This is a genomic window from Marinobacter confluentis, assembly GCF_004785685.1.
Taxonomy (GTDB): Bacteria; Pseudomonadota; Gammaproteobacteria; order Pseudomonadales; family Oleiphilaceae; genus Marinobacter; species Marinobacter confluentis.
This window is the reverse complement of sequence record NZ_SRPF01000003.1, coordinates 123,683-149,463: the sequence shown is the minus strand read 5'-3', so window position 1 is coordinate 149,463 and position 25,781 is coordinate 123,683. Positions and strand designations below refer to the sequence as shown.

At 59.1% G+C, this 25,781-nt stretch carries 25 protein-coding genes; 8 read left to right on the top strand and 17 right to left on the bottom strand.

What is annotated here, in order from left to right:
* The first annotated feature begins 60 nt into the window (after positions 1-60).
* Complete coding sequence (locus E5Q11_RS11265) at positions 61-609, top strand: glutathione peroxidase (protein ID WP_135803532.1); 549 nt, start codon at positions 61-63, stop codon at positions 607-609.
* 10 nt (positions 610-619) lie between these two features.
* Here the strand turns inward: E5Q11_RS11265 and E5Q11_RS11260 are convergent, their stop codons facing one another.
* The 5 genes from E5Q11_RS11260 to E5Q11_RS11240 form a co-directional block, all read right to left on the bottom strand.
* The gene (locus E5Q11_RS11260) at positions 620-1,249 is read right to left on the bottom strand and encodes a metallophosphatase domain-containing protein (protein ID WP_135803531.1); all 630 of its coding nucleotides are present in this window, start codon (positions 1,247-1,249) and stop codon (positions 620-622) included.
* Positions 1,246-2,076 (bottom strand): crotonase/enoyl-CoA hydratase family protein, encoded by an 831-nt coding sequence (locus E5Q11_RS11255; RefSeq protein ID WP_135803530.1) that lies wholly within the window; start codon positions 2,074-2,076, stop codon positions 1,246-1,248. The genes E5Q11_RS11260 and E5Q11_RS11255 overlap by 4 nt, the downstream gene beginning before the upstream one ends.
* Positions 2,077-2,106: 30 nt before the next feature.
* Positions 2,107-3,300: a GGDEF domain-containing protein gene (locus E5Q11_RS11250; protein WP_135803529.1), complete on the bottom strand. Its 1,194-nt coding sequence runs from the start codon at positions 3,298-3,300 to the stop codon at positions 2,107-2,109.
* A gap of 135 nt (positions 3,301-3,435) precedes the next feature.
* Positions 3,436-4,491 carry an NAD(P)-dependent alcohol dehydrogenase gene (locus tag E5Q11_RS11245; RefSeq protein WP_135803528.1) on the bottom strand — a complete coding sequence of 352 codons (1,056 nt, stop codon included), beginning with the start codon at positions 4,489-4,491 and terminating at the stop codon, positions 3,436-3,438.
* A gap of 146 nt (positions 4,492-4,637) precedes the next feature.
* Positions 4,638-5,513 (bottom strand): AraC family transcriptional regulator, encoded by an 876-nt coding sequence (locus tag E5Q11_RS11240; RefSeq protein ID WP_135803527.1) that lies wholly within the window; start codon positions 5,511-5,513, stop codon positions 4,638-4,640.
* 138 nt (positions 5,514-5,651) lie between these two features.
* On the opposite strand from E5Q11_RS11240, the gene E5Q11_RS11235 reads away from it, so the two are divergent.
* Genes E5Q11_RS11235 through E5Q11_RS11210 form a run of 6 tightly spaced genes read left to right on the top strand, consistent with a single transcriptional unit; the run spans position 5,652 to position 11,628 of the window.
* Positions 5,652-7,142 carry a CoA-acylating methylmalonate-semialdehyde dehydrogenase gene (locus tag E5Q11_RS11235; protein WP_135803526.1) on the top strand — a complete coding sequence of 497 codons (1,491 nt, stop codon included), beginning with the start codon at positions 5,652-5,654 and terminating at the stop codon, positions 7,140-7,142.
* Positions 7,143-7,151: 9 nt separating this feature from the next.
* Positions 7,152-8,318: an acyl-CoA dehydrogenase family protein gene (locus E5Q11_RS11230; RefSeq protein WP_135803525.1), complete on the top strand. Its 1,167-nt coding sequence runs from the start codon at positions 7,152-7,154 to the stop codon at positions 8,316-8,318.
* 30 nt (positions 8,319-8,348) lie between these two features.
* Positions 8,349-9,128, top strand: coding sequence for an enoyl-CoA hydratase (locus E5Q11_RS11225; RefSeq protein ID WP_135803524.1), 780 nt, complete (start codon positions 8,349-8,351; stop codon positions 9,126-9,128).
* Between the two features lie 11 nt (positions 9,129-9,139).
* A complete protein-coding gene (locus tag E5Q11_RS11220; protein WP_135803523.1) occupies positions 9,140-10,222 on the top strand; it encodes an enoyl-CoA hydratase/isomerase family protein in 1,083 nt (360 codons plus the stop codon).
* A 35-nt stretch (positions 10,223-10,257) separates the two neighbouring features.
* On the top strand, positions 10,258-11,151 hold the full coding sequence (mmsB, locus tag E5Q11_RS11215; protein ID WP_135803522.1) for a 3-hydroxyisobutyrate dehydrogenase: 894 nt from the start codon (positions 10,258-10,260) through the stop codon (positions 11,149-11,151).
* A gap of 6 nt (positions 11,152-11,157) precedes the next feature.
* Positions 11,158-11,628: an NADAR family protein gene (locus tag E5Q11_RS11210; RefSeq protein WP_135803521.1), complete on the top strand. Its 471-nt coding sequence runs from the start codon at positions 11,158-11,160 to the stop codon at positions 11,626-11,628.
* Here the strand turns inward: E5Q11_RS11210 and E5Q11_RS11205 are convergent.
* The 3 genes from E5Q11_RS11205 to gdhA all read right to left on the bottom strand — a co-directional run bounded on the left by E5Q11_RS11205 (position 11,625) and on the right by gdhA (position 14,873).
* Positions 11,625-12,569 (bottom strand): hypothetical protein, encoded by a 945-nt coding sequence (locus tag E5Q11_RS11205; protein WP_135803520.1) that lies wholly within the window; start codon positions 12,567-12,569, stop codon positions 11,625-11,627. The two genes, E5Q11_RS11210 and E5Q11_RS11205, sit on opposite strands and share 4 nt — an antisense overlap.
* Positions 12,570-12,601: 32 nt before the next feature.
* Positions 12,602-13,456 (bottom strand): mechanosensitive ion channel domain-containing protein, encoded by an 855-nt coding sequence (locus E5Q11_RS11200; protein WP_168215651.1) that lies wholly within the window; start codon positions 13,454-13,456, stop codon positions 12,602-12,604.
* Positions 13,457-13,535: 79 nt separating this feature from the next.
* On the bottom strand, positions 13,536-14,873 hold the full coding sequence (gene gdhA / locus E5Q11_RS11195; protein WP_135803519.1) for an NADP-specific glutamate dehydrogenase: 1,338 nt from the start codon (positions 14,871-14,873) through the stop codon (positions 13,536-13,538).
* 177 nt (positions 14,874-15,050) lie between these two features.
* Between gdhA and E5Q11_RS11190 the strand changes: the two genes are divergently transcribed.
* Entirely contained in the window at positions 15,051-16,862 is a 1,812-nt protein-coding gene (locus tag E5Q11_RS11190) for a hypothetical protein (RefSeq protein ID WP_135803518.1), read from the top strand.
* Positions 16,863-16,923: 61 nt separating this feature from the next.
* On the opposite strand, the gene E5Q11_RS17795 is transcribed toward E5Q11_RS11190, so the two are convergent.
* The 9 genes from E5Q11_RS17795 to E5Q11_RS11150 form a co-directional block, all read right to left on the bottom strand.
* Entirely contained in the window at positions 16,924-17,085 is a 162-nt protein-coding gene (locus E5Q11_RS17795; RefSeq protein WP_168215650.1) for a hypothetical protein, read from the bottom strand.
* Positions 17,086-17,205: 120 nt separating this feature from the next.
* Positions 17,206-17,778 (bottom strand): type 2 periplasmic-binding domain-containing protein, encoded by a 573-nt coding sequence (locus E5Q11_RS11185; RefSeq protein WP_323053113.1) that lies wholly within the window; start codon positions 17,776-17,778, stop codon positions 17,206-17,208.
* A gap of 137 nt (positions 17,779-17,915) precedes the next feature.
* Positions 17,916-18,356, bottom strand: a complete 441-nt coding sequence (locus E5Q11_RS11180; RefSeq protein ID WP_225315014.1) for an AraC family ligand binding domain-containing protein — start codon at positions 18,354-18,356, stop codon at positions 17,916-17,918.
* Between the two features lie 45 nt (positions 18,357-18,401).
* On the bottom strand, positions 18,402-18,809 hold the full coding sequence (locus E5Q11_RS11175) for a hypothetical protein (protein WP_135803516.1): 408 nt from the start codon (positions 18,807-18,809) through the stop codon (positions 18,402-18,404).
* A gap of 78 nt (positions 18,810-18,887) precedes the next feature.
* Positions 18,888-19,802, bottom strand: a complete 915-nt coding sequence (locus E5Q11_RS11170; RefSeq protein ID WP_135803515.1) for a hydroxymethylglutaryl-CoA lyase — start codon at positions 19,800-19,802, stop codon at positions 18,888-18,890.
* 2 nt (positions 19,803-19,804) lie between these two features.
* Entirely contained in the window at positions 19,805-21,823 is a 2,019-nt protein-coding gene (locus tag E5Q11_RS11165) for an acetyl-CoA carboxylase biotin carboxylase subunit (RefSeq protein WP_135803514.1), read from the bottom strand.
* On the bottom strand, positions 21,823-22,644 hold the full coding sequence (locus E5Q11_RS11160) for an enoyl-CoA hydratase/isomerase family protein (RefSeq protein ID WP_135803513.1): 822 nt from the start codon (positions 22,642-22,644) through the stop codon (positions 21,823-21,825). The genes E5Q11_RS11165 and E5Q11_RS11160 overlap by 1 nt, the downstream gene beginning before the upstream one ends.
* Before the next feature lie 14 nt (positions 22,645-22,658).
* Complete coding sequence (locus E5Q11_RS11155) at positions 22,659-24,266, bottom strand: carboxyl transferase domain-containing protein (RefSeq protein WP_135803512.1); 1,608 nt, start codon at positions 24,264-24,266, stop codon at positions 22,659-22,661.
* Between the two features lie 331 nt (positions 24,267-24,597).
* Positions 24,598-25,764 (bottom strand): isovaleryl-CoA dehydrogenase, encoded by a 1,167-nt coding sequence (locus E5Q11_RS11150; RefSeq protein ID WP_135803511.1) that lies wholly within the window; start codon positions 25,762-25,764, stop codon positions 24,598-24,600.
* Between the last annotated feature and the right edge of the window lie 17 nt (positions 25,765-25,781).

Genomic DNA, 25,781 nt, shown 5'->3' with positions numbered 1-25,781 from the left:
CTGTTTACCGGTTCAGAGCGTAACTTATCTTACGACAGTTTGCTTCCCGGAGACGTGGCCATGCGAGCCCTGATTGCCCTTTTTTCGACCCTTCTGATGCTTCTCTCATCACCGGTCCTGGCGGCGGAATGCCCGGCCTATCTCAACCATGATCTGCGCAAGCTGCACTCGTCGGATTCCGTCAATCTGTGCGAGATCGCCGGCAATAAACCCATGCTGGTGGTCAACACCGCCAGTCGCTGTGGCTTTACGGGTCAGTTCGACGGCCTGGAATCCCTGCACAAGGAGTACAGCGGCAAAGGCCTGGTGGTGGTTGGCTTCGCCAGCGATGATTTCCGCCAGGAAGCAGACAGCGAGGCCGAAGCGGCCAGCGTCTGTTTCAAGAATTACGGTGTGACTTTCACCATGATTGCGCCCACCGCGGTCACCGGAAGCGAGGCCAATCCGGTGTTCCAGGCCATCAACAGCCAGAGCACTCAGCCCCGCTGGAATTTCCACAAATATGTGCTGAATGCCCGGGGCGAGGTTGTTGAGACCTTTCCCAGCCAGGTAAAACCGGAATCCCCTGAACTTCGCGGTGCGATTGAACGCGTGGTTGCAGACCGCTGAAGGGGACGGCCTACAGATCGACCACAATTGCCGGGTTCAGCGGCCTGAAGCTGCCATTGCAGGTGCTGGCGTTAACGAACAGGCAGTCATCGATTTTTTGCTGGCCATGGCCTTCATGAATATGTCCGAACACATGTATTTTCAGCCGTAAGCGTTCCAGTTCCCGGGTCAGATCGTCGCATCCGACCGACTGGACATGGGTATCTGTCATAACCTGGTCGAGAATGCCCGCGGGTGGGCCATGGGTAATCAGGACATCGGTGTCCGCCGGAATCTGCTCCCAGCGCTCGGCAATGGCCGGGCCTCGCGTCAGGTTGAAGGCCCAGTCAAAAAATATCGGTGTCCAGGGACTTCCCCAGAATTTGAGGCCCTCGATGTCAATGCCAAAGTCGCGAAGATAAGTCGCATTCCTGATTAAACCTTCCGCGTCTGCTGGCTCATCCTGCAGGCACCAGTCGTGATTGCCCGCGATCAGGATTTTATGCCGGTGGGGCTGCTCGGAAAACCAGTTGTCCAGGTCTTCCAGTTCCTCAAGGGTGCCCACCCCCAGACAGTCCCCGGCGTGGATCAGTATGTCACCGTCCGGCACCTGTATCTCGCGATGCATGCTGTGGGTATCTGATATGCAGACCAGTCTCATAGGGGCTCGCCGGGGTTATTGTCGGGGTTATTAAAAGCTCCGTGCCGACCGGCACCGCCGGCGAACCGGCGCGCACCCTCGATCGCTTCTTCAAAGACTACAGGGTAGCCGCCGGCGCCTTCTGCAACCAGGGCGTCACCCAGTGTCAGGCCCCATTGGTTAAGCGCCGACGCCCGATCCGCGCGCAAACATCGCTGGGGAAAGCCTGCAATCTGTCGGGCCAGGGATTCGGCTGCCTCCCGGGCCTCGCCGTCCGGTACGATCCGGTTCGCCAGCCCCATGGCCAGGGCTTCATCGGCGGCGACTGGTCGGCCGGTCAGGATCATGTCCATGGCCTGGCCGTGGCCGACAATTCTTGGCAGCCGCACGGTGCCTCCGTCGATCAATGGAACGCCCCAGCGGCGGCAGAAAACCCCGAACACGGCGGACTTTTCGGCAACCCGCATATCGCACATCAGCGCCAGCTCCAGGCCTCCCGCAACCGCATAGCCGGAAACCGCCGCGATCACCGGCTTGGTAAAGGCCATTCTGGACGGGCCCATGGGGCCGGGAGCGGTGCCGGTGGGTTCCAGGTGGTTGCGGCGTGCCGGGTCGCCTACGGCTTCCAGGTCGGCTCCGGCACAGAAGTTTCCGCCTTTACCCCAGAGCACGGCTACTTTCAGGGAGTCGTTGTTTTCGAAGGCTTCAAAGGCGTCGCGTAGGGCATCGGCGGTCGCCCGGTCAACGGCATTTCGGCGGTGTTCTCGATTGATCACAATTGTAGCGATGTCGCCGGCAATGTCGGTGTAGACGGGGGAGGTGTCTGCGGTGGGCGTCGTTGTTGTCATCAACAATCTCCACCGGCGGGGTTGCGGAGGTTACACCACCGCCGGCTGTTCTGTGTTTTCCGGAAATTCGGCCCGGTTGCGGCCCTTGTTTTTGGCAGTATACAAAGCAATGTCCGCCTCTTGCAGCATATCAGCGAGGGAGCGGTGTTTTGGACTCATCAGGATGCCGCCGAGACTTGCCGACAGTGCCATGTGGCGCCCGCGGATTTCAGAGCCGTGGCGGGAAATGGCGCCAAGCAGGCGATTGGCAATGTGGGTGAAGTCTTCACCCGGGGCGAGGGGCAAAACCGCAATGAACTCTTCGCCGCCAACCCGGCCGACAATATCGTTATCCCGCAATTCATCTTCAAGTGTGCGTGCCACGAAGCGCAGCACCTCATCCCCAATGGAGTGTCCCCACTGATCGTTAATACGCTTGAAGTGGTCCAGGTCCAGCATCAGAACCGCCAGGGCTGAATTCCCTGCTCTCGCCTTGCTGAAAGCGCGTGCGCCCTCCCGCAGGACGGATCGCCGGTTGTATAGCCCGGTGAGGCTGTCCCGCTCTGCCAGGGCCCGCAAACGGTTCTCGGATACCGAAAAAGCCATCAGTGGCAGCGCCAGGGCGGTGCCCGTGGCCAGCAGTATATGGTTGATCAGAATCACCCGAAGCAGGGTATCCAGACCCGGTACGCCGCTGCCGAGAAAGTCCACGGTTATGACCAGGGCCTGACTCATCATCAGAATGCCATGAACCGTGAAAAGTACCTGCAACACGCGAACGGGCAGTTGAATCTGTGTGGCGATCACTGATAGACGATAGACTGCAATGCTGAACACCAGTGCGGAAAAAAGCGCCGTTACGCCTCTTGATAGTGTGGGCGCTGGCAAGAAGGTCGCCCCGATAAGTAACAGATAGACGGCAAAAGCGCCCAGTGCGGCGCGCCGGAACAGCCGCTGTCGACGCAGCGGTAGCCGGGCGAAACTTTGTAGGCCCATTAATACCAGCAGAGGCGAAAGGCCCAGGAAAGCGAGGGCGACAAAACCGGTCACAAACGGAGCATCCACCAACTCGCGGGCAGCAGCAAGCAGGCTGCCTCCGGCGAAGGCTGCACAGGCCAGGGCCCACAACCTGAAACAGGGCTGTTGGCCGCGCAAATGATAAATCCACCACAACAGGGCCCCAATCAGGACGTTCAGTGCGACGGACAGCATCAGCAGTGTCGGTAGGTGGATACCGGTGTTCACGTGTTCCTCAGATGTTTGTATCCCAGGCTTTCAGGCTAAAACAACTGCGGGTAACGCTCCACGGGCTTTCTGTAGCGATTGGTGTCGGCAGAAGGGAAAAGCAAAGCCGCCGGAGAGCATCCGGCGGCGGGGTCATCAACCGTTTTTCAGAGTGTTCATATCAATCACGAAGCGGTACTTCACGTCGCCTTTTTTCATGCGTTCATAGGCTTCGTTGATGTTTTTGATATCCAGCATCTCAACGTCGCAGGTGATGTCGTGCTTGGCGCAGAAATCCAGCACTTCCTGGGTTTCCGGCATGCCGCCGATCAGCGAACCGGCCAGTACCCGGCGCTTGCCCACCAGAGCGCCGGCCTGCACGGCTGGCTCGATGGGGTCCAGCAGTCCCACAAGAATGTGCGCGCCATCCACCTTCAGGCTGTTCAGGTAGGGATTGACGTCGTGCTGAACCGGGATTGTGTCCAGCATAAAGTCGAACGTTTCCCTGACGGCTTTCATCTGGTTCTTGTCGGTCGAGATCACAACGTGGTCTGCGCCCTGCTTCTTGGCTTCGGACACCTTGCTCTCAGAGCGGGTGAAAATAGTGACTTCCGCGCCCAGAGCCTTGGCGAATTTGACGCCCATGTGGCCGAGGCCACCCATGCCGATTACGCCCACTTTATCGCCAGCCTTCACGCCATAGTGGCGCAGGGGCGAGTAGGTGGTGATGCCCGCGCAGAGAATGGGGGCTGCGGCAGCCGGGTCGAGCTTTTCGGGCACCTTCACCACGAAGCGTTCACTGACGACCACTTTGTCGGAGTAGCCACCATAGGTAATGCTGCCATCGTGGCGGTCAACGCCGTTGTAGGTCCCGGTCATGCCTTCGGCGCAATACTGCTCGAGACCGGATTCGCAGGATGAACAGCTACGGCAGGAATCCACCATGCAGCCGACACCAACCATGTCGCCCACTTTATAGCTTTTCACCTCAGGACCGACGGCGGTCACCCGGCCAATAATTTCGTGGCCAGGTACCACCGGGAACTGGCTTACGCCCCAATCGTTCTGGGCAAAGTGAATGTCGGTGTGGCATACGCCGCAGTAATCGATGTCAATCGATACGTCGTCAGGGCGCGGTTCACGGCGGTCAAAGCTGATGGGCGCCAGTGGGGAATTGGCTGATTCAGCTGCGTAACCTTTTGCGTTCGCCATGTTTTATGTCCTTTGTCATCGGTGAGTGTTCGTAGACTTACCCGTCTGTGTACGTCATGGGTTGGGGTTGGATTGTGTTTTCCAACCGCCAGGCGTGTTAGCGCTGGTTAATGTCGACCAAAGTCTAAGGCCGGTTCCAGGGATGCTCAGTGCCGGTGGCTGTGACGGTAGTCGCTGGGTGCCTGCCCCATTACTTTCTTGAACAGCCGCGAGAAATAATAGCTGTCATCATAGCCCAGCATCCGGCTGATGCTGGCAAAAGAGTGGTCGGAGCTATCCAGCAGCTGGCAGGCGCGCTCTACTTTTAAATGCAGAAAGTGCTGAATGGGGGACACGCCCGTGGCTTCCCGGTAGCAGGTGGCGAAATGGGTAGGGGAAAGGCCGGTCATCTCCGCGAGCTGGCCCAGGGTGATGCGTTCGTTCAGATTTTCCCGCATGAAGCTGTCGATCAGCTCCAGGTCCGGTTGGCGGGTGTCGGCCATCTGATCCACCGCAAGAGGCACGCCCGCCAGCAACTGGCGTAGCCGGTTGGCTACGTGCACCAGCCCTGCGGTGCGGAAGCCGGTCTGCTGCACCGACAGCAGACCGTTAAAATCCACCAGCAGCCGGGGTTGCCGCCCGATGGCCTGGATATGGCAGTCGGCGCTGAAGCCCATGTAATCCCGGAAGGAATCAGCCAGCGGGCCGGTGTAGTGCACCCAGTGGATTGTCCATGGGTTGTCCGGGGCGGCCGTGTAGCGATGGGTCGACCCGGCAGGAATCAGTACCAGGTCGCCGGCGTTTACCGTAAAGGGCCGGTCTTCAATGTTCAGGAACGCCTGGCCATCGGTGCAGTAGATCAGCAGGTGATCATTATGCTGTTCCCGATGCATGTGGTGGCCCGCAGCGCGGCGGTAGTGGCCGAAGGCAAGCGGATAAAGATCGCGAGTCAGTGGGTGTCGGGACAGGGTGCCAATGGTGGGGCCGGGGATAACGTAGCGAATGCTGTCCGGCGGCACCGGCCACTGTGAGGTTCTGGTCATGGCGCCCCTGATGCTGGCTACAGAATCGTAAGATAATCCATTATGGACGAAACTTAGTCAATCATGCCGCCGGAAAACGCTGTGCTAGCATCAAGGCATGACTCTCCCCATACCAACAACAACTAAGGGCTACACATTATGAAAAACGTACCGCTTTACCTGGAGGGCGAATTCGTCCAGAGCCAGACCGACCAGTGGATTGATGTGACCGATCCCGCCACCAACGAAGTGATTGCAAAAGCACCCTGCACCACCGCTGACGAGATGACCCGCGCCATCGAAAGCGCCCGTAAGATGTTCCATATCTGGAAAGAGACCCCGGTTTCAGAACGCGCGCGAGTGATGATGCGCTATCAGGCGCTGCTTAAAGAAAACCATGACCAGATTGCCGAAATTCTCTCCAGCGAGACGGGTAAAACCTTCGAAGACGCCAAGGGCGATGTCTGGCGCGGCATCGAAGTGGTGGAGCACGCCGCCAATATTCCCTCCATGATGATGGGGGAGACGGTCGAGAACGTCGCCCGCGACATCGATACCTATTCCATTACCCAGCCCCTGGGTGTCTGCGCCGGTATTACGCCCTTTAACTTCCCGGCCATGATCCCCCTGTGGATGTTCCCTCTGGCCATTGCCTGCGGTAATACCTTCATCCTCAAGCCCTCCGAACAGGACCCGCTGACCCCCATGCGCCTGGCGAAACTGTTTGAAGAAGCCGGTGCCCCCAAGGGCGTGCTGCAGGTGGTTCACGGAGCAAAAGAACAGGTTGACCGGCTGCTGACCGACCCGGTCATCAAGGCGGTGTCTTTCGTCGGTTCTGTGCCTGTGGGGCGTTATATCTATGAAACCGGCACCCGCCACATGAAACGGGTGCAGAGCCTGGCCGGGGCCAAGAACCACATGGTGATTCTGCCGGACGCGGACAAGCAGCAGGTAATCAATGCCCTGGTGGGTGCTTCCGTAGGCGCCGCCGGACAGCGCTGCATGGCCATTTCCGTGGCGGTGTTTGTGGGCGAAGCCCAACGGTGGATACCGGAGCTGAAACAGGCTATGGCCGCTGCCAGGCCCGGCGCCTGGAACGAAGCGGGTGCCAGCTATGGCCCCATTATCAGCCGGAAAGCCAAGGAAAAAATCGAACACCTGATCGGCCGCGGTGAAGCCGAAGGCGCCAACCTGCTGCTGGACGGCCGAGGTTGCAAAGTCGACGGCCTGCCCAACGGCAACTGGGTAGGGCCAACGCTTTTCTCCGGGGTGACGGAAGACATGGAAATCTACAAGGAGGAAATCTTCGGTCCGGTGCTGTCCTGCATGGAAGTGGACACTCTGGGCGACGCCATTGAACTGGTGAATCGCAGCCCCTACGGCAACGGCACCTCCCTGTTTACCAGCTCCGGCGGCGCCGCCCGGCGCTACCAGCACGAGATCGACGTGGGCCAGGTGGGGATCAACGTGCCGATTCCGGTGCCCCTGCCGTTCTTTTCCTTCACCGGTTGGAAAGGCTCTTTCTACGGCGACCAGCACGCTTATGGCAAACAGGCGGTACGTTTCTACACCGAAACCAAAACCGTGACTGCCCGCTGGTTCAGCAGCGATGCCCAGGCCGAAACCAATTTCTCCATCCGTATGCGATGAGGTAAGCCCATGAATTTTGACCTGACAGACGACCAGCTGGCATTCCGCCAGGCCGCACGGTCCTTTGCTGAGAAAGCGATGGCGCCCCATGCGGCCAAATGGGACGCGGAGCATACCTTTCCGGTAGAGGTCATCCGCGAAGGTGCCAAACTGGGCTTCTGTGGAATCTACACTCCCGAGGCCCAGGGTGGGCTGGGCCTGTCCCGGCTGGATACCAGCGTGATTGTGGAGGAACTGGCCGCAGCCTGTCCGTCTACCGCCGCGTTTTTTACCATCCACAACATGGCAACCTGGATGGTAGCCAGTTTTGGTAGTGAACCGGTGAAGGACAAGATCGCCCCCCGCATGACCAGCGGCGAATGGCTGGGCTCCTATTGCCTGACTGAGCCCGGCGCCGGGTCCGATGCCGGTAATCTGCGCACCCGCGCGGAAAAAGACGGCGACAGCTACCTGATCAGCGGCAGCAAGGTGTTTATCTCCGGCGCCGGCGCTACCCAGATGCTGGTGGTGATGGCCCGGACCGGTAGCCAGGAAAGCGGGAGTAAAGGCGTCAGCGCTTTTGTGGTGCCCGCCGATGCCGACGGCATTCACTACGGCAAGTGCGAGGAGAAAATGGGCTGGCACAGTCAGCCTACCCGGCAGGTGACCTTTGAGAATGTCCGCGTGCCAGAGGCTAACCGCCTTGGCGAAGAGGGCGAAGGCTTTCGAATCGCCATGAAAGGCCTGGACGGCGGCCGACTGAACATCGCCACCTGTTCTCTCGGTGGCGCCCAGGCGGCACTGCTGAGGGCCCGCAATTACCTGCATGAGCGGGAGCAGTTCGGCCAGCCCCTGGCCAGCTTCCAGGCTCTGCAGTTCAAGCTCGCGGACATGGCGACGCAACTGGTGGCAGCCCGGCAGATGGTAAGGCTTGGCGCCTTCAAGCTGGATACCGGCGACCCGGAAGCCACGCTGCATTGCGCCATGGCCAAGCAGTTCGCCACCGATGCATGCTTTGAAGTCTGCAACCAGGCCCTGCAGCTACACGGCGGTTATGGCTACATTCGCGAGTACCCGCTGGAACGCTATGTGCGGGATCTGCGGGTACACCAGATCCTGGAAGGCACCAACGAAATCATGCGGCTGATTGTCGCCCGCCGCCTGCTGATGGACGGCGTAGCGGAAGCGATTCAATAGCGGCTGCGTTCCAACAACGGAGAAAAATCCATGAGTGAACTGATTCAGATGGAAAAACGCGGCCACGTCGCGGTGATCACCATCAGCAATCCGCCGGCCAATACCTGGACTCTGGCCTCCCTGGGCCGCCTGCAGGAAATCGTTGAAGGCCTGAGCGACGACCGGGACATCTACGCCCTGGTGATCACCGGCGAAGGCGAGAAATTTTTCTCTGCCGGCGCCGATCTGAAAACCTTTGCCGATGGCGATGCCGGCAATGCCAACGCCATGGCCCAGGCCTTCGGGCAGGCCTTTGATGCCCTGACCCGGTTCCGCGGTGTGTCCATTGCGGCGATCAACGGCTACGCCATGGGCGGCGGCCTGGAATGCGCTCTTTCCTGCGACATCCGCATCGCCGAAGAGCAGGCCCAGATGGCCCTGCCGGAAGCGACGGTCGGCCTGCTGCCCTGTGCCGGCGGCACCCAGAACCTGCCCTGGCTGGTGGGCGAAGGCTGGGCCAAGCGTATGATCCTGTGTGGTGAACGGGTGAAAGCCGACAAGGCGCTGGAAATCGGCCTTGTGGAAGAAGTTGTCGCCAATGGGCAATCCCTCGAAAAAGCCCTTCTGCTAGCGGAGATGACCGGCAAACAGAGCCCGTCCTCTGTAGCCCGCTGCAAAACCCTGATCATGAGCGCCCGCAATGGCCGCAGCCACGATGACGGCTGGCGGATGGAGCGTGAGCTGTTTGTGGACCTGTTCAGCACCGAAGACCAGCGCGAAGGCGTCAACGCTTTCCTGGAGAAACGAACCCCGGAATGGAAGAACCGGTGAGCCGATAAGCTATGAGCGATGAATCTGTAATCTTTGAAGAACACCTGGCTCACGGCGGCTGGACGATTGGGGTCGCCCGGCTGAACGCGGCCCAGTCCATGAACGCCTTGTCGCTGGATATGATTCACCGGCTGCAGCCGCAGTTGGAACAGTGGGCACAGGACGACCGGATTGCCGCCGTCTGGCTGGAAGGGTCCGGCGACAAGGCTTTCTGCGCCGGTGGCGATATAGTGGCGCTTTACCGTTCCATGACCGAATCGGTCAAGGCGGGTGGGGTGAAATCCGAGGGCGAGCAATTCTTTGAAGACGAATACCGCCTCGACTACCTGATCCACACCTTCCCCAAGCCCATCGTGATCTGGGGGCACGGCATCGTGATGGGCGGCGGGCTTGGCTTGATGGCCGGGGGCTCCCATCGCGTGGTCACCGAGCAGTCCCGGCTGGCCATGCCGGAAGTGGGCATCGGCCTGTATCCGGACGTTGGCGCGGGGTGGTTTCTCAACCGCATGCCGGGCCGCACCGGGCTGTTTCTGGGGCTGACCGGTATGGCCATGAACGCCGCTGACGCGATTTACCTGGGGCTGGCGGACCGCTTCATTCCCCAGGAACAGCGCCGTAACGTGCAAAGCGCCATTATCGCCAAAGACCTGAGGCACGATCCCCATGGCTGCGTCAGCCAGGTGCTGCGGCGCTTTGAGCGGGCCGGCCAGCCCCGGAAACCGCCGTCGCCAGTGAGAGAGCATTTCGATGTGATTCAGGCGATGACGGACGCTGATTCCCTGGCCGAGGTGGTGAATAACCTGGTGGATTACGCTGGTAACGACGACTGGCTGAACAAAGCCGTCAAAACCGTCGAGCGGGCTTCCCCGGCTTCACTCACTCTGCACTGGAAACACTACTACCGGAGCGCGCATGACAGCCTGTCGCAAGTGTTTGATAACGAATTGCGGATGTCCCGGCGTTGCCTGGTGATGGGGGAATTCGCTGAAGGTGTCCGGGCACTGCTGATCGACAAGGACCGGCAGCCCCGCTGGCATTTCCCGAGGCTGGATCAGGTGGATCCGGACTGGATCGAACCGTTTTTTACCGACTGAATCACGCCGAACAGAACAACAACAAGGAGCACATCATGGCAACAATCACATTCATCGGCCTCGGCAACATGGGTGGCCCCATGGCCAGCAATCTGCTCAAGGCAGGTCACGACCTGACCGTATTCGACCTTTCCGAAACTGCCGTCAGGGCGCTGGTCGACGAGGGTGCCAATACCGCTGACACGGTTCTGGAAGCGGTCAAAAACGCCGAGGTGGTGATCTCCATGCTGCCGGCCGGCCAGCATGTGGAAACCGTGTATCTGGGGGAAAACGGCCTGCTGGCGCACCTGCCCGCCGCTACCCTGGTGATTGATTCTTCCACCATTGCGCCGGAAACTTCCCGCAAGGTTGCAGATACCGCCCGTTCGGCCGAGATTACCTTCCTGGACGCCCCGGTGTCCGGCGGCGTCGGCGGTGCCAAAGCAGGGACTCTGACCTTCATCTGCGGCGGCGAGCCCGATGCCTTCGAGCGGGCGCGACCCATCCTGGAAGGCATGGGCAAGAACATCTTCCACGCCGGGCCAAGCGGCGCCGGCCAGATCGCTAAGATCTGCAACAACATGCTGCTGGCCATCCAGATGGCAGGCACCAGCGAAGCACTGGCACTGGGCGTGAAAAACGGGTTAGACCCGGCGGTACTGTCGGAAATCATGAAGCAGAGTTCCGGCGGCAACTGGGCCCTGAACGGCTACAACCCCTGGCCCGGCGTGATGGAAGGTGTGCCGGCCTCAAGGGATTACGCCGGTGGATTTCTGGTCAACCTGATGACCAAGGATCTGGGCCTGGCCATGGACAACGCCACCGCCAACCACTCGCCGGTGCCCTTGGGCGCCCTGGCCCGCAACCTTTACGAGTTGCATGCGGGGCAGGGTAATGGTCAACTAGATTTCTCAAGCATTCAGCGGTTTTACCGACCAGACCCCGAGTAAATCACCATGGCCATTTTTCCTTCAGACGACGGCGAAAACGATCTGTTCACCTCCCGAACCGATCCGGAAAGCGAGTTCAGTACCTACGCGCCTTACCGCTTTCATCTGGAGGGCAGGGAATGGCCAACCGTGGAACACTATTTCCAGGGCATGAAGTTCACCGATCAGGTTATGCAGGAAAAAGTCCGGCAGGCCGGGTCGCCGGCCGAGGCGCGTAAGCTGGGCCGCAAGCGCCATCAAAGCTTCCGCAAGGACTGGAAGCAGGTGCGTGAAACCATCATGACCCGGGGCGTTTACACCCGCTGCCGCACCCACCCGGACCTGGCTAAAGCCCTGCTGGGCACTGGCGACCAGAAGATTGTGGAGAACAGCAACTTCGACTATTTCTGGGGTTGCGGCCGCGACCGGCGCGGCGAGAACCGTTATGGGCGGGTGTTGATGAATGTTCGGGCGAAGCTGCGGGAGGAACAGGGTTAACGCGCCGGCGTTTCTCCCAACCTGGTCAGGTAAAGATCGGCAACGCCATCCATCACTGAGGGCCGCTTGACGTCCACAAGGTGCGGCTTTCGCCTGCCTTCACTGGCCGCGTTTTCAACTTCCCGCTCCCAGATCAGATGCCAGAGGTAAAGTTCAGCAACAAACATCTGCTCAAGAAACAGCGCGAAGCTCCAGGCGAAGGCGCAGTAAATCATGGTTCCGAACCAGACGGCGTCAGGAAAGCTGACGTCGAATTCCCGGGATATGTAAAACAGAATAGCCGGCGGGATAAACACAATCAGCGCTGCAAGTTCGGTCAGGACGAAGCCTGCCGCAAATTCCGATTTATGGGTTCGGGCAATGCCCAGGCCTTTTTTGATCGAGGCAAAGGTACCCAGCCGTTCCCAGGCAATGGCCGGGAAAATCAAAAAGGCGAGCATGCGAACGCCCTTTTGCAGGGCTTCGAAGAAGGCACTGGACAGTGAGAACTGTCCGTAACCGGCAACGGTTTTTGCGATGTTTTCGGGGTTGTAGGCGGTATCGGAATCATCTGACCGTTTCTTGCTGAAGATCGCTTCCAGGATCAGCAGTAACAACCAGATGACGGCCCAGGCCAGGACAATAGGGAGGGCCATAATCGTGTTCGCAACTGCTTTGGCAAGGGCCTGGTACAGCCTGGGTTCTTCGTCCATTTCAATCTGACGTATCAGTTCAATCAGAACAAACGCCGACCAGGCGAAGGCAAGGGACAGCAGAAGGACGCCAGAAAAAGCGATGAGTATCTGCATCCACTGCTCATAGGCGCCCCAATCTATGTGAAACCTGAAAGCCACGACCAGTGGCGCATAGGCGAGCCAGCAAAGAATTAGTGGTACCAGCATCCGGGGGTGCTTGGCTAACGCCCGAACCGCGCTTTTGATCAGGCTTGCGCCATTTTTCATTCCCTGAAACATTCTTGCTTTCCCTGAACTTCCTAATCTTTTTTAACGGAATAATCCGTATCCGCAAACATTTCCGACAGAATTGCCTGTTCGATGTGACTTCGCTGCCCTGGCCTGGTGGGTAGCCGAACCGTCAAGTGAATCTCACCGGCGGAGGGCGCCTGGATCGTCACTCGTGGGTCAACGGAGGGCACTTCCAGGCCCCTGGAAACGCCGACCTTTTTCATGTGTTTTCGCGCAGCTTCCAGATAGGGCTCGCAATGGCGGTTAGCCGCTGCCAGCAGTGATGTCTTCGCGGTCTGCCAGTCGTCTTCCCGCTTGAAGGGCACGGTGAACACGTGAAAGTCCCAGTGGTCGGTGAAGCTTTCATTGGTGACCGGTTCAGATACAAACAGCGAGTTGGGTATCACGATCATCCGGCCGGTGCGCTGGTGGCCGGTCTTGCCCGGACCAACTTCCAGTACGGTGGTCGAGAGCAGCGTCTGGTCGATCACATCGCCCCGGAAATCCTTAACCTGGATACGATCCCCCAGGTTGAAAGACCCGGCGCTGCCTTTGAGGATGGCGCCCGAAAGGCAGAGGATCAGCTCCTTGGTGGCAACCACAAATGCGACGGCAATGGCGACAATGGAAAGCGCCAGAGAGCGGATCTGGTCGCCCCAGATCAGCGCCAGGCCAAGAATGCCCAGCAACAGAAAACCATTTCGGAAATTCACCAGCAGCCGCCCGCGCAGTTCTGCCGACGCCACATTCTTGCGTATAACGCCGGCAGTCAGCGAGCGCAGTATGAAAATGGCCAGTATCAGCAGGCCGGTACTGATCAACAGCCGGAGCATGTTATCCGGCAGGGCCAGATTTTCGGGCATGAAGGCCAGACTTTCGAACATGTATCAGTCCCGTGACAAGTTTCCTGAAGGGTGCATTGTCACGGGAAAGCGTAAATGTCACAAGCGTGACGGCCCGATTCTAGTGCAGACCGAAAGCCACCATGGCATCGGCCAGACGCCGGAACCCGTACAGGTTGGCTCCCCTGCTGTAGGGATAAACCCCTGCCTTGTTTTTGCTGACATGTTCGATGCAGCGATCGTGGATCGCCGCCATGATGTCTTTCAACTGGCGGTCTACCTCCTCTGAAGTCCAGCTCTGCATGATGGCGTTCTGGGACCGCTCCAGACTTGATACCGCGACACCGCCTGCGTTGGCGGCTTTGCCCGGACCGTAGAGGGAGTTGCTGGCGATCAGTTTTTCCTGGGCCTCGGCGGTCAGTGGCATATTGGCGCCCTCGCAGACTGCGACCAGTTCGTTCTTGAGCATCGTATCCACCGCATCGCCGTCGACTTCGTTTTGTATAGCGCAGGGCAGCAGCACGGCGGCTTTGGTCACCTGCCAGGGCTTCTGGCCTTGATGGAACTTGCCGCTGGATGACTCTGCCAGTGGCTTTCCCTCTTCCTGTTTCAGTCGCTTCAGGTAGTCCATGTCGTCGCCGGTCATGCCGTCCTTGAACTCGATGGTGCCGCCGGAATCCGATAGCGTCAGCACCTTGGCGCCTTCCTGAATGGCTTTTTCCGCCGCATGCAGGGCCACGTTGCCAGAGCCGGTGATCATCACAGAGGTTCCCTCAAGTTCCCGGTCGTGTGCGTTCAGCATGTTTTCCAGGAAATAGACCACGCCATAACCGGTAGCCTCCACACGCCCGCAGCTGCCGCCGAAGTTCGGTGACTTGCCGGTCAACACGCCTTCCCAGCGGTTGGTCAGTTTGACGTAGTGGCCGTAAAGAAAGCCGATCTCCCGCGGCCCAACGTTAATGTCCCCGGCGGGCACGTCCATATCCGGCCCGATGTGGCGATAAAGCTCCTGCATAAAGGCCTGGCAGAAGCGCATCACTTCCCGTTCACTGCGCCCCTTGGGATTGAAATCCGAACCGCCTTTACCGCCGCCCATGGGTAGGCCAGTCAGGGCATTCTTGAAGCACTGCTCGAACGCCAGGAATTTCAGCACGCTTTCTGACACGCTGGGGTCGAACCTCAGTCCACCTTTGTAGGCCCCCAGCATGTGGTTGTGCTGTACCCGCCATCCACGGTTCACCTGCACATGGCCATCGTCGTCTTCCCAGCACACCCGGAACCGTAAAACCCGGTCCGGCTCGATCAGGCGTTCAAGCACATTCCAGCGGGCGTAGTCGGGGTTCTCCTCGTACAGATCGGCGATGTCGTCGATGATCTCGGTGACGGCCTGGTGGAATTCGGTGTCTCGCGGGTGGGTTTTCTGAAGTATCGATTGGATGTGAGAAGCGATCGACGCCATGGCGCGGGTCCTGTTCCTGCTGAAAGTATGTCCACCCCTTTACGTGCGGCAGGCCGGATAGGATTGTCTCGGCAACATAGTGCATTTGCAGGACACCGGTGCACAGGGCCCTCCCGGTACCATTAACCATCTCTACATCTGTGGCATTTGACTGGATTTACGACAACGAGGTGGACGATGATTTCGAAAGCAAAGATCGCTGGACTATTTATTCTGGTGCTCGCAGGAGCTTCTATCGGGGGCTGTGGTGGCGGTTCTGGGGGTGGCGACAGTGGCGGTGACAGTTCATCCGGTAGTGACATAGAGTTGCCCCCGTTATTCGGACTGCCACAGTTATCTGGCCTTGATGGCGATGCCGGCAACCAGGACATTCTTTACTTCAGTGGCAGCTATGAGGAAGGTGGTAGCACGGTTTCTTCTCTCTATGGGTTGAGCCCTGCAAACCCAGGCAGTGTTTTCCAGCAGCACCTGAATACGGTCGAGCAGGACAACCCGAGAACACCCCAGGAGCTTGCCGAGGCATTATACCGGCCTCTCTACGAATCAGAGATTGACCCTGATGACAAAAGCGTTTTGGGCTACCGTGTTTCAGATGTGGTTTTTGGACATAACCGGGAAGCCGGTAATGCCACTTCTGAGGGCTTCGCGCGGGCAAGTACGGATGGCCTGCTGTCGGACCAGAAGGGGGAAAGAGTTTCCTCGGAAAGCTACGCCAACGTTCCGGACCTTAATGATGGTAACCCGGTGCTCTGGGAAAACTACGTAGACGCGGACCAGGCTGAGATCAGTTATGGCCGGGGTTCTTCGATCGCGCGAGTGCGAATGAATTACGCGGCAGATGATTTTGCGAGGTTTTTTCCCAATACGATTATCAAGAATATCGTCCCGTTCTTTAACGTAGGCAGTGATCAAGACAGGCATAACTATCTGGCGCTCAGGAGTGACGAGTCCACCCAGTGTGGCGGATACTTCGTGACTCGCGCCAGTGCCTCTACAGGCAGCAGCGGGTCATTTGTGGACAATTCACTGCCAGATGGACTGGAAGCGATTGACGCTGTCGCAGTGGGGGAACCTCTGGCAGATGGAACCCGATACCTGGTAATCAATGTTCGGAACCAGGCCGATTGCACAGCCGAAGCCACGCTCTGGCGATTTGTCCCTTCCGATCCATACGCAACGGCTTTGACTCAGGTATTGAATGATGACGATGAACCCATTGTCTTTCCCACTGCCATAGGCGGTGTGCCATACGTTCCGCAAGATCGTCACCTGGCGCGCCAGGGCAATGTGCTTTACTTCGGCGTCACTTTTCCAATGGACGACGGACCTCAGCTTTTATACCGCATTGAAGATGGCAATTGGACATCGTTCCCCGGGCTCGAGCAGAACCTCGGATACGAAACCGGATTCCTGATCGCCGATGGCACCCGGGTCGCGGCTTCGGTGGGTAATGAAGTCGTCAGCTGGGATCTTGAAGGCAATGACCGGCAGATACTGGACGAAAGCCCCCTGGGCTTATTCGAATATGGCATTACCAGCGAGGTGCTTGGCAGCCGTGACGGCTGGATCTTCTATAATCGCGAAAATAACGAAGGGCAAATCACGGCCGTTGCGATGAAAGTGGATGGCAGTGATTCACTGGAAATTTCCGATGCCCAGTGGTCTGGCGCCTCTGGTACCGGCAGCGGCGAATCCATCGGGCAGGTGACTGAGCTTAGTGAAGTTTTCTTCTGGCGTGGTGAGGATATCGGTGCAGTCAGTGCAGCGGACCCCGCTGCAGGCCTGGTATTACTTGGAAAGCTGGATTCAGTACCCGACGACGTCGTCATGTATGGCCTGGCACCAGGCCCACATCGGCTTGTGCAGGTTTTTCCTGCCGGGCAGGATGATGGCAGGGTCTATTACCTGAACACCCGGAATACAAATTCTCTGCGTGCTCTTGCGGTAGGAAGCCCAATTGGCCATCAACGGCCCGTGGACGGTTTCTAAAAAGGACCCGAACTTAGCTGGCCCTGCCCCTGCTGCCATGGCATGAGGGGCAGGTGTCAGATTAGCTGCCTTTGGCGTTGACCTGCTTCGGACCAGTAGCGGCGAACTGCCCACTCTTGCCTTTTCCCACATACTCCACAGAACCGCCGGATTTCAGGAAAGCAGCTGTCTGCTCTTCAATCTGGGCTCTGGTGATGGTTTCTTTGGCGGGTTTCTTGCTCATGATGCTCTCCGGTTTAGCTGCTGGCCTACTTGCCAGAGTCAACCTCCTATGATACGCCAAATCGCAACAAATTGTTGGAATGAATCACGGGTGGGGTTCACTTCGCATGGACCGGGCTGGTTAGTCCGGCGGGGGTAGTCCGGGTAGCATGGCCCCCGCGTCAACGATGTGGGTAGCGAAAAAAGCTTCAGCCGCTTTGATCAGAGCCGCCTCGGTTTTGAGGATACCCAGATAGACCGGCCATTCTGCATCGATCAACTCCGTGCTGTAACGCTCCGGATCGACCTTCAACAGCCGTGCCAGAAACCGGAACTCCATTTCTTTCATCACAATGTAATCGCACCGTTTGTTCAAAAACATGCCCAGCATCTGCTCGGCATCGTACCCGTCATGGCGGACCAGGTCTGTACCGACCCGATGCTCGAGTCGATCACTGTAGACAAACCATCGACGCAGACAGATGCTGCCCTGAAGGTCATCGAATGAGTCCGGTTGTCGGTCAGATTGCGCGAACACACGGTCACGCCAGGTCAACACCGGACCGACGGCCTGCATTCGGTCCGGCAGCGGCATCCACCGCGGGTTGGCGAAAACCGCGTTGGCTCGTCCTGTTTCCAGGGCCCAGGTCTGACGTTTGCGTGGCGTTGGAAGGAAGTCGGTTGGAATACCGGTCTTCTGAGTGAACTCATCCATCACCTCGACCAAAATGCCTTTGTTAAGGCTGTTACCGTAATAAAACGGCAGAAAGCCCTCGTCCGAACCCATAATCTTGAGTGTTTGGGAGGAAGCTGGAAGGAGCCAGAATGCTGTGATGATTAGCAGGGCTACTCTCATTGGGTGCTTGCCCCGGTGATCGATCGGGGTAGGCCGTCGCTTGTTCCCGAAATAATCAAAAGGGCGCATACGAAAATGGCGTAGCGAATCAGTCTTGTTACAACCTCCAGCAGATCACGTTGAGAGTCCAGCAGGCAAACTGCAACACGGCAATATCTCTCATACCAGGCAGGATCCGAAAGGATGGCGGTCGATAGGTCCTGCCAGCGGGGCGCGAGAAGCAATCCCGACTGGTACCTCAGATTGGTTAGCCAGGTGGTATCGATATACATCATGAGGTAAGCCCATGGCTGGTTGTCGATGGGGTTACACGCATGTACCCATTCCGGGTTCACAAGCACAAGATCGCCGGCAGCCACCATATATTCGTCGTCACGATAATGAAAAGTGCTCTTGCCTTCCGTAATAGCACCCAGCGACCACTCTGAGTTCCACATGCGGCATGCGCGAATCGCGCCAGAAGACGGGTTTGGATGCAGTCGTCATGATTTAACCTCCGCCTGGTTTGAACGCGTCCACAGTATTCCGGCCAACCAGATGCCAAGCGTCACGTCGATCGCCAGGCAAAAGCCCGGCCACCAGTCTGGTACTGCTGAATTATCTATGAAGGCGTGGTGGTAAAAATCAAAAATTCCGTGCGCAATCAGAGCAACTGCGATAATCCAGAGACCTTTATGAAACCCCAGCATAGCGGAAAGGAAAAATCCTGCAGCGACCAACAGCTCAATTAATAGGCCTTCGTATGAATCACCCATCAAGGCAAAAAGAATGTAGTAGGTCGCAATGACGATCAGTACAGTAGGGTAAAAAGATCTATCGCGGTCGAAGCCGGTTAATGTTGCCGCTCCGCCAATCGCCACGCCGAGAGTAGCTCCGATAAGATATTCCACTATTCTTCCCTCTAGTTTCCTGTCTTTAGGTTAGCGTTAGTCTCCATGGACCGAGCGGGACCGTCTGGATGCTTGCCGTTAGGCAGCACCCGTTCGCTGGCCTAACGCCTGGCCAACTTTGGACCCATTCGTCCGCCCCAGCTTTTTGCTAATCCAGGCCCCGGTCGCAATCAGCTTTTTCAGGTCGACCCCGGTTTCGATGCCCAATCCTTCCAACAGATACAGCACATCTTCGGTGGCGACATTGCCGGATGCGCCGTTGGCGTAGGGACAACCGCCAAGGCCAGCAACAGAGGAATCGATAACCGACATGCCTTCTTCCAGCACCGCGTAAAGGTTTGCCAATGCCTGGCCGTAGGTGTCGTGGAAGTGCGCGGCCAGTTTTTCTACCGGGACTTCGGCGGCAACGGCCTCGAGCATGCGTTTAGCTTTCAATGGGGTGCCAACGCCGATGGTGTCGCCGAGTGATATTTCGTAGCAGCCCATGTCGGCCAGGGCTTTGGCGACGTTTGCGACTTGCGCCGGGGCTATGTCGCCCTCGTAGGGGCAGCCGAGGACGGTGGAGACGTAGCCCCGCACTGGAATCTTGTGCTGTTTTGCCGCTTCCATCACTGGCATGAAGCGTTCCAGGCTTTCGGCGATGGAGCAGTTTATGTTTTTCTGGCTGAAGGTTTCGGAGGCGGCGCCGAACACGGCCACTTCGCTGACCCCGGCGGCCAGCGCATTCTCGAAGCCTTTCAGGTTGGGGGTTAAGGCGGTGTAGCGTACGCCGGGCTTGCGTCGGATACCGGCCATTACCTCGGCGGCATCGGCCATCTGGGGCACCCATTTGGGTGACACAAAGCTGGCGGCTTCGATGTGGATCAGGCCGCAGTCTGCCAGCCGTTCAATCAGTTCCGTTTTCAGAGTGGTGCTGATCACCGGGCCGGGTTCGTTCTGCAGGCCGTCCCGGGGGCTCATTTCGGCCAGGCGAACCTGTTTGGGAAAGCTCATGGTCACGTCTCCGTTTCCGTCACATCGTCGGTCACATCAATGGCGATCAGTTCGGCGCCTTCGGCGACCTGGTCGCCCTCCGCGTAGAACACCTCGCTGACGATGCCGTCGGCAGGGGCCTTGATGGCGTGTTCCATCTTCATGGCTTCCATAATCACCAGGGTCTGGCCGGCGGTTACGCGGTCGCCCTTGCGGGTCTGAACGGCGATGACGGCGCCGTTCATTGGGGCTTCCAGGCTGCCTTCGGTGGCCAGGTCGTCGCTGGTAAAGGTTTCCCGGTGGATTGTGCTGCGCAGGGTTTTGCCCCGGTCGAACAGGGTGATGTCCTGGCCGTGAATCTGGCCGAACAGCTGTCTGCGGTGGCCGTCGATGACGATGTCCAGCCGGTCATCCAACAGGTCGGCTTCCACCCAATGGCTCCGGCCTGCCGTGGTGACGCGGTATCCCCGGGGCTGAGTAGTCACTTGCAGTTCGTGAACGGTGCCATTCAGTGCCAGTTTCAGGGTTTCGGCGCTAACCGCATTCAGCCGCCAGTGTCCCGGCTTGGCAAAGGGGGACCAGGGGTCGGGATCGGTTGGGTCCTTGCTGAGCGTTGCCTGGGCTTGGCGGTGGGCCATAACAAAAGTCGCGGCCAGCACCAGTGATTCCTCGCTGTTCTGCGTCTGATCGCCAAACAGCAGTTGGTGATGGTCTTCGATAAATCCAGTGGTCAGTTCGGCATCCCGGAACGGCTTAGAATCGGCCAGGGCATGCAGGAACGACAGGTTGTTGCGTACCCCGGCAATCCGGTACTGCTCCAGCGCGGTCACCAGGCGGTTGATGGCCTGGGGCCGGTCTTCGGCCCAGACCACCAGCTTGGCAATCATGGGATCGTAGTGGACGCTGATGTCGTCGCCTTCGCGAACGCCGGTATCGATTCGTACCTGAGGCGTTTCTTCAGGCGTTCGCAGGTAGCGAAGGCGGCCGGTGGCGGGTAGGAAGTCGTGGTCCGGGTCTTCGGCATAGACCCGGACTTCCAGAGCGTGGCCATAAATCTGTACTTGTGATTGGGTCAGAGGTAGCGGCTCGCCGTTGGCAATTTTAAGCTGCCATGCCACCAGGTCCTGCCCGGTGATCATTTCGGTAACCGGGTGTTCCACCTGCAGGCGGGTGTTCATTTCCATGAAGAAGAAGGAACCGTCCACGTCGTAGAGGAATTCCACGGTGCCGGCGCCTACATAATCAATGGCCTGGGCGGCGCGGACGGCGGCTTCGCCCATGGCTTTGCGGGTGTCTTCCGGCAGGCCGGGCGCGGGGGCCTCTTCCAGCACTTTCTGATGGCGGCGCTGGACGGAGCAGTCCCGCTCCGCCAGGTAAATGCCCTGGCCCTGCCGGTCGCAGAATACCTGGATTTCCACGTGGCGTGGCTGAGTCAGGTAGCGTTCGATCAGCATGTCGGGGTTGCCAAAGGCGTTCTGGGCCTCGCGTTTTGCTGCGGCCAGGGCGTCATCGAATTCGTCAATGGATTTCACCACCCGCATGCCTTTGCCGCCGCCCCCGGCTACCGCTTTCAGCAGCAGGGGGAAGCCGCATTTTTCGGCTTCGGTGCGCAGGGTGCCCGGGGACTGGTCATCGCCGTGGTAGCCGGGCACCAGGGGCACGCCGGCTTTTTCCATGATCGCCTTGGCGGCGGATTTGGAGCCCATGGCGGCGATGGCGGCAGACGGCGGGCCGATAAACACGATGCCGGCGGCTTCGCTGGCTTCGGCGAAGCCGGTGTTTTCCGACAGGAATCCGTAGCCGGGGTGAATGGCTTCGGCGCCGCTTTGTCTGGCCACCTCGATAATTCGGTCAACGCACAGATAGCTTTCGGAACTGGCGGCGGGGCCGATGTGAAAGGCGTCGTCGGCCAGGGCTACGTGGCGTGCGTTGGCATCGGCGTCGGAATAGACGGCCACGCAGCGGATGCCCATCTGACGGGCGGTCTGGATAACGCGGCAGGCAATCTCACCGCGGTTGGCGATCAGAATCTTACGAAACATCAGTCCTCGTCCTCCGGCGCTCTCTCAGGCATCCAGCGTGCATTCCGTTTTTCCAGAAAGGCGTTCAGGCCTTCCTGGCCTTCATCGCTGACGCGGATACTGGCGATGCGCTTGGAGGTATCTTCAATCAGCTCGGGGGTAATGGGCTGATGGCTCACCGCAAAGATCAGTTCCTTGGAAGCGGCAAGGGCCGAGGGGCCGTTCATCATCAACTGTTCAATCAATTCGTCGCAGCGGCTCTGAAGGGCATCGGCGTCCTCGCAGAGAATATGCACCAGACCCAGTTCCTGTGCCTTGGCGGCGGTAAAGACTTCCGCGGTCAGGAAGTAGCGGCGAGCCTGGCGTTCGCCTATAGCGCGCACCACATAGGGGCTGATGGTGGCGGGGATCAAGCCCAGTTTCACTTCGCTCAGGCAAAAGGTGGCGTTGTCGGTGGCCAGCACCATGTCGCAACAGGCGGCCAGGCCCACGGCACCACCAAAAGCCGCGCCCTGAACCAGCCCGATGACCGGTTTGGGCAACTGGTTCAGGGTGGACATCAGGCGGGCCAGCTGGCGCGCGTCCGCCAGGTTTTCTTCCCGGCTGTTGCCCGCCATCCGGCGCATCCAGGACAGGTCGGCGCCGGCGGAAAAGTGCTTACCCTCCGAACGTACGATCACCACGCGGGTGTTCTCGTCCCTGGCCACCTGTTCCAGGGCGTCGATCAGCCGGCGGATGATCAGGTCGTCAAAGGCGTTGCGCTTTTCCGGGTAGTTGAGGACCACTTCGGTCACGCCTCTGGTGCGCTGGTTCAGCACCACGGCGGGGGTCTGATCGGTCATGAAGTTCTCCTCGGTTACATCCGGAACACGCCGAAGCGTGTCGGCCGGGCGGGTCGGTTAAAGGTGGCGGACAGGCTCAGGGCAACCACCTGTCGGGTCTGTGCCGGGTCGATCACGCCGTCGTCCCACAGCCGCGCGCTGGCGTAGTAGGGGTGGCCCTGTTCTTCGTATTTGTCGATGATCGGCTGTTTGAACTCGGCTTCTTCGCCGTCGCTCCAGCTTTCACCCTTGCGCTCCATGCCCTCCCGTTTAACGGTAGCCATCACCCCGGCGGCCTGTTCGCCGCCCATGACGGAGATACGGGCGTTGGGCCACATCCACAGAAAGTCCGGGCTGTAGGCGCGGCCGCACATGCCGTAATTGCCCGCGCCAAAGCTGCCGCCGATCAGCACGGTGATTTTCGGCACGTTGGCGCAGGCTACCGCCATCACCATCTTGGCGCCGTGTTTGGCAATGCCCTCGGCCTCGTGCCGCTGGCCCACCATAAAACCGGTGATGTTCTGCAGGAACAGCAGGGGAATGTTGCGCTGGCAGCAGAGCTCGACGAAGTGTGCGCCTTTCAGGGCAGATTCGCTGAATAGAATGCCATTGTTGGCAATGATGCCCACCGGGTAGCCGTGAATATGGGCAAAGCCGGTGACCAGGGTCTGGCCGTAGTAGCGTTTGAATTCGTCAAATTCGGAGCCGTCCACCATGCGGGCGATGACGTCGCGAACGTCAAACGGCTTGCGCAGATCGGTGCCGACGATGCCGTAGATTTCTTCGGCGCTGTAAAGCGGTTCTTTGGGTTCGCGCACTTCCACCGGCATAGGTTTGCGGCGATTCAGATTGCCGATGCAGCGGCGGGCGATGTCCAGGGCGTGGGCGTCGTTTTCGGCGTAGTGGTCGGCCACGCCGGAGGTTTTGCAGTGGACATCGGCACCGCCCAGGTCCTCGGCCGAGACGACTTCGCCGGTGGCGGCTTTAACCAGCGGCGGCCCCGCCAGAAAGATGGTGCCCTGGTTGCGAACGATGATGGATTCATCCGCCATGGCCGGTACATAGGCGCCACCGGCGGTACAAAGCCCCATCACCACGGCGATCTGGGGGATGTCGTCGGCGGACATGCGGGCCTGATTGTAGAAGATGCGGCCAAAGTGTTCCTTGTCCGGGAAGACCTCGTCCTGCCGGGGCAGATTGGCGCCGCCGGAGTCCACCAGGTAGATGCAGGGCAGGCGGTTTTCCAGGGCGATTTCCTGGGCGCGAAGGTGTTTTTTCACCGTCAGCGGGTAGTAGCTGCCGCCTTTGACGGTGGCGTCGTTGGCAATAATCATGCACTCGGCGCCGTTGACCCGGCCAATGCCGGCGATGGTGCCGGCGGCGGGGACGTCTTCGCCGTAGACGTTGTAGGCGGCCAGTTGGCCGATTTCCAGAAACGGCGAGCCGTCATCCAGCAGGTAGTCAATGCGGTCCCGTGGGAGCATTTTGCCCCGTTCAATGTGGCGTTCCTGATAGCTGGGGCCGCCGCCCTGTTGAATGGTGGCAACCTTATCGTTCAAGTCCGCGACTGCTGCTGCCATGGCCGTGTGTTTGGCTTGGAATTCCGGGTCCCGGGGATTGATCTTGCTCTGGAGTACGGTCATTTTTGAGTCCGCTGCTCTGGATTTTGGAGTGTCGGGGCTGTTGGAAGGGTTTGTTCAGGAAACGCTACGAGCACATCCATGTGCGCTTGTCTTCGGCCATCCTTGGCCGAAGACATTCCTGAACAAACCCTTCCAACATCCCCTCGTCAATCTTTGTGCCGGCCCGCCCCGTGCTTCTGTTTGACGGAATGAAGGCACGTTGCTCGAAGCGGACGGTGTGATGGTCTTTCCAGGAATGTCGTAGGCCATGGATGGCCTACGCCAAGCGCACATGGATGTGCTTGTAGCGGTTCCTGGGAAGCCCATCACATCGTCCGCCTCCCCCCAATGCCTAATTGTTCAAATACAACTCCCGACCAATAAGCATCCGCCGAATCTCAGAAGTACCGGCGCCGATCTCATAAAGCTTGGCATCACGAAGTAAGCGACCAGTAGGATACTCGTTGATGTAGCCGTTGCCGCCCAGCAACTGGATAGCATCCAACGCCAGTTTGGTGGCCATTTCGGCGGAGTACAGAATCGCCCCGGCGGCGTCCTTACGGGTGGTTTCGCCGCGGTCGGCGGACATGGCAACCATGTAAACGTAGGACTTGGCGGTGTTCATCCAGGTGTACATGTCAGCGACTTTGCCCTGTACCAGCTCGAATTCGCCGATGGCCTGGCCGAACTGCTTGCGTTCGCGGATGTAAGGCACGGTCACGTCCATGGCGGCCTGCATGATGCCCAGCGGGCCGCCGGCCAGCACCAGGCGCTCGTAGTCCAGGCCGCTCATCAGGACCCTGGCGCCATTGCCTTCACCACCAAGGACGTTCTCTTTGGGTACCTTGCAGTCTTCGAACACCAGCTCGCAGGTGTTGGAGCCGCGCATGCCGAGTTTGTCCAGCTTTTGGTGGCGGCTGAAGCCCGGGTAATCCCGTTCCACGATGAAGGCGGTGACGCCTTTGGAACCGGCGTGCACGTCGGTCTTGGCGTAGATCACGTAGGTGCTGGCGTCGGGGCCGTTGGTGATCCACATTTTGGTGCCGTTGAGGACGTAGTGATCGCCGCCGTCTTTGGCGCTGAGCTTCATGGAGATAACGTCGGACCCAGCGTTCGGTTCGGACATGGCCAGGGCGCCTACGTGTTCGCCACTGATCAGTTTCGGCAGGTATTTGCGTTTCTGCTCTTCGGTGCCGTTGCGGTAGATCTGGTTTACGCACAGATTCGAATGGGCGCCGTAGCTCAGGCCAACTGAAGCAGAGGCGCGGCTGATTTCCTCCATGGCGATCACGTGGGCCAGGTAGCCCATTCCAGCGCCACCATATTCTTCGCTGACGGTGATGCCCAGCAGGCCCATGTCGCCCATTTTCTGCCACAGGTCCATGGGGAACTGGTTGGACTGGTCGATGTCGGCGGCGCGGGAAGCAATTTCAGCCTCTGCAAAGCGGTTGATCTGTTCCCGCAGGCTGTCGAGGGTTTCGCCGAGGCCGAAGTTGAGTTCTGTGTACTGGGATTTCATCGTCACTACCTTCTATT

What these genes read in the sequence shown, in the direction of transcription:
- E5Q11_RS11265 (WP_135803532.1), top strand. Translation starts at nt 61, where the DNA reads ATGCGAGCCCTGATTGCCCTTTTTTCGACCCTTCTGATGCTTCTCTCA.
- E5Q11_RS11260 (WP_135803531.1), bottom strand. Translation starts at nt 1,249, where the DNA reads ATGAGACTGGTCTGCATATCAGATACCCACAGCATGCATCGCGAGATA.
- E5Q11_RS11255 (WP_135803530.1), bottom strand. Translation starts at nt 2,076, where the DNA reads ATGACAACAACGACGCCCACCGCAGACACCTCCCCCGTCTACACCGAC.
- E5Q11_RS11245 (WP_135803528.1), bottom strand. Translation starts at nt 4,491, where the DNA reads ATGGCGAACGCAAAAGGTTACGCAGCTGAATCAGCCAATTCCCCACTG.
- E5Q11_RS11240 (WP_135803527.1), bottom strand. Translation starts at nt 5,513, where the DNA reads ATGACCAGAACCTCACAGTGGCCGGTGCCGCCGGACAGCATTCGCTAC.
- E5Q11_RS11235 (WP_135803526.1), top strand. Translation starts at nt 5,652, where the DNA reads ATGAAAAACGTACCGCTTTACCTGGAGGGCGAATTCGTCCAGAGCCAG.
- E5Q11_RS11230 (WP_135803525.1), top strand. Translation starts at nt 7,152, where the DNA reads ATGAATTTTGACCTGACAGACGACCAGCTGGCATTCCGCCAGGCCGCA.
- E5Q11_RS11225 (WP_135803524.1), top strand. Translation starts at nt 8,349, where the DNA reads ATGAGTGAACTGATTCAGATGGAAAAACGCGGCCACGTCGCGGTGATC.
- E5Q11_RS11220 (WP_135803523.1), top strand. Translation starts at nt 9,140, where the DNA reads ATGAGCGATGAATCTGTAATCTTTGAAGAACACCTGGCTCACGGCGGC.
- mmsB (WP_135803522.1), top strand. Translation starts at nt 10,258, where the DNA reads ATGGCAACAATCACATTCATCGGCCTCGGCAACATGGGTGGCCCCATG.
- E5Q11_RS11210 (WP_135803521.1), top strand. Translation starts at nt 11,158, where the DNA reads ATGGCCATTTTTCCTTCAGACGACGGCGAAAACGATCTGTTCACCTCC.
- E5Q11_RS11205 (WP_135803520.1), bottom strand. Translation starts at nt 12,569, where the DNA reads ATGAAAAATGGCGCAAGCCTGATCAAAAGCGCGGTTCGGGCGTTAGCC.
- E5Q11_RS11200 (WP_168215651.1), bottom strand. Translation starts at nt 13,456, where the DNA reads ATGTTCGAAAGTCTGGCCTTCATGCCCGAAAATCTGGCCCTGCCGGAT.
- gdhA (WP_135803519.1), bottom strand. Translation starts at nt 14,873, where the DNA reads ATGGCGTCGATCGCTTCTCACATCCAATCGATACTTCAGAAAACCCAC.
- E5Q11_RS11190 (WP_135803518.1), top strand. Translation starts at nt 15,051, where the DNA reads ATGATTTCGAAAGCAAAGATCGCTGGACTATTTATTCTGGTGCTCGCA.
- E5Q11_RS17795 (WP_168215650.1), bottom strand. Translation starts at nt 17,085, where the DNA reads ATGAGCAAGAAACCCGCCAAAGAAACCATCACCAGAGCCCAGATTGAA.
- E5Q11_RS11185 (WP_323053113.1), bottom strand. Translation starts at nt 17,778, where the DNA reads ATGGATGAGTTCACTCAGAAGACCGGTATTCCAACCGACTTCCTTCCA.
- E5Q11_RS11180 (WP_225315014.1), bottom strand. Translation starts at nt 18,356, where the DNA reads ATGTGGAACTCAGAGTGGTCGCTGGGTGCTATTACGGAAGGCAAGAGC.
- E5Q11_RS11170 (WP_135803515.1), bottom strand. Translation starts at nt 19,802, where the DNA reads ATGAGCTTTCCCAAACAGGTTCGCCTGGCCGAAATGAGCCCCCGGGAC.
- E5Q11_RS11165 (WP_135803514.1), bottom strand. Translation starts at nt 21,823, where the DNA reads ATGTTTCGTAAGATTCTGATCGCCAACCGCGGTGAGATTGCCTGCCGC.
- E5Q11_RS11160 (WP_135803513.1), bottom strand. Translation starts at nt 22,644, where the DNA reads ATGACCGATCAGACCCCCGCCGTGGTGCTGAACCAGCGCACCAGAGGC.
- E5Q11_RS11155 (WP_135803512.1), bottom strand. Translation starts at nt 24,266, where the DNA reads ATGACCGTACTCCAGAGCAAGATCAATCCCCGGGACCCGGAATTCCAA.
- E5Q11_RS11150 (WP_135803511.1), bottom strand. Translation starts at nt 25,764, where the DNA reads ATGAAATCCCAGTACACAGAACTCAACTTCGGCCTCGGCGAAACCCTC.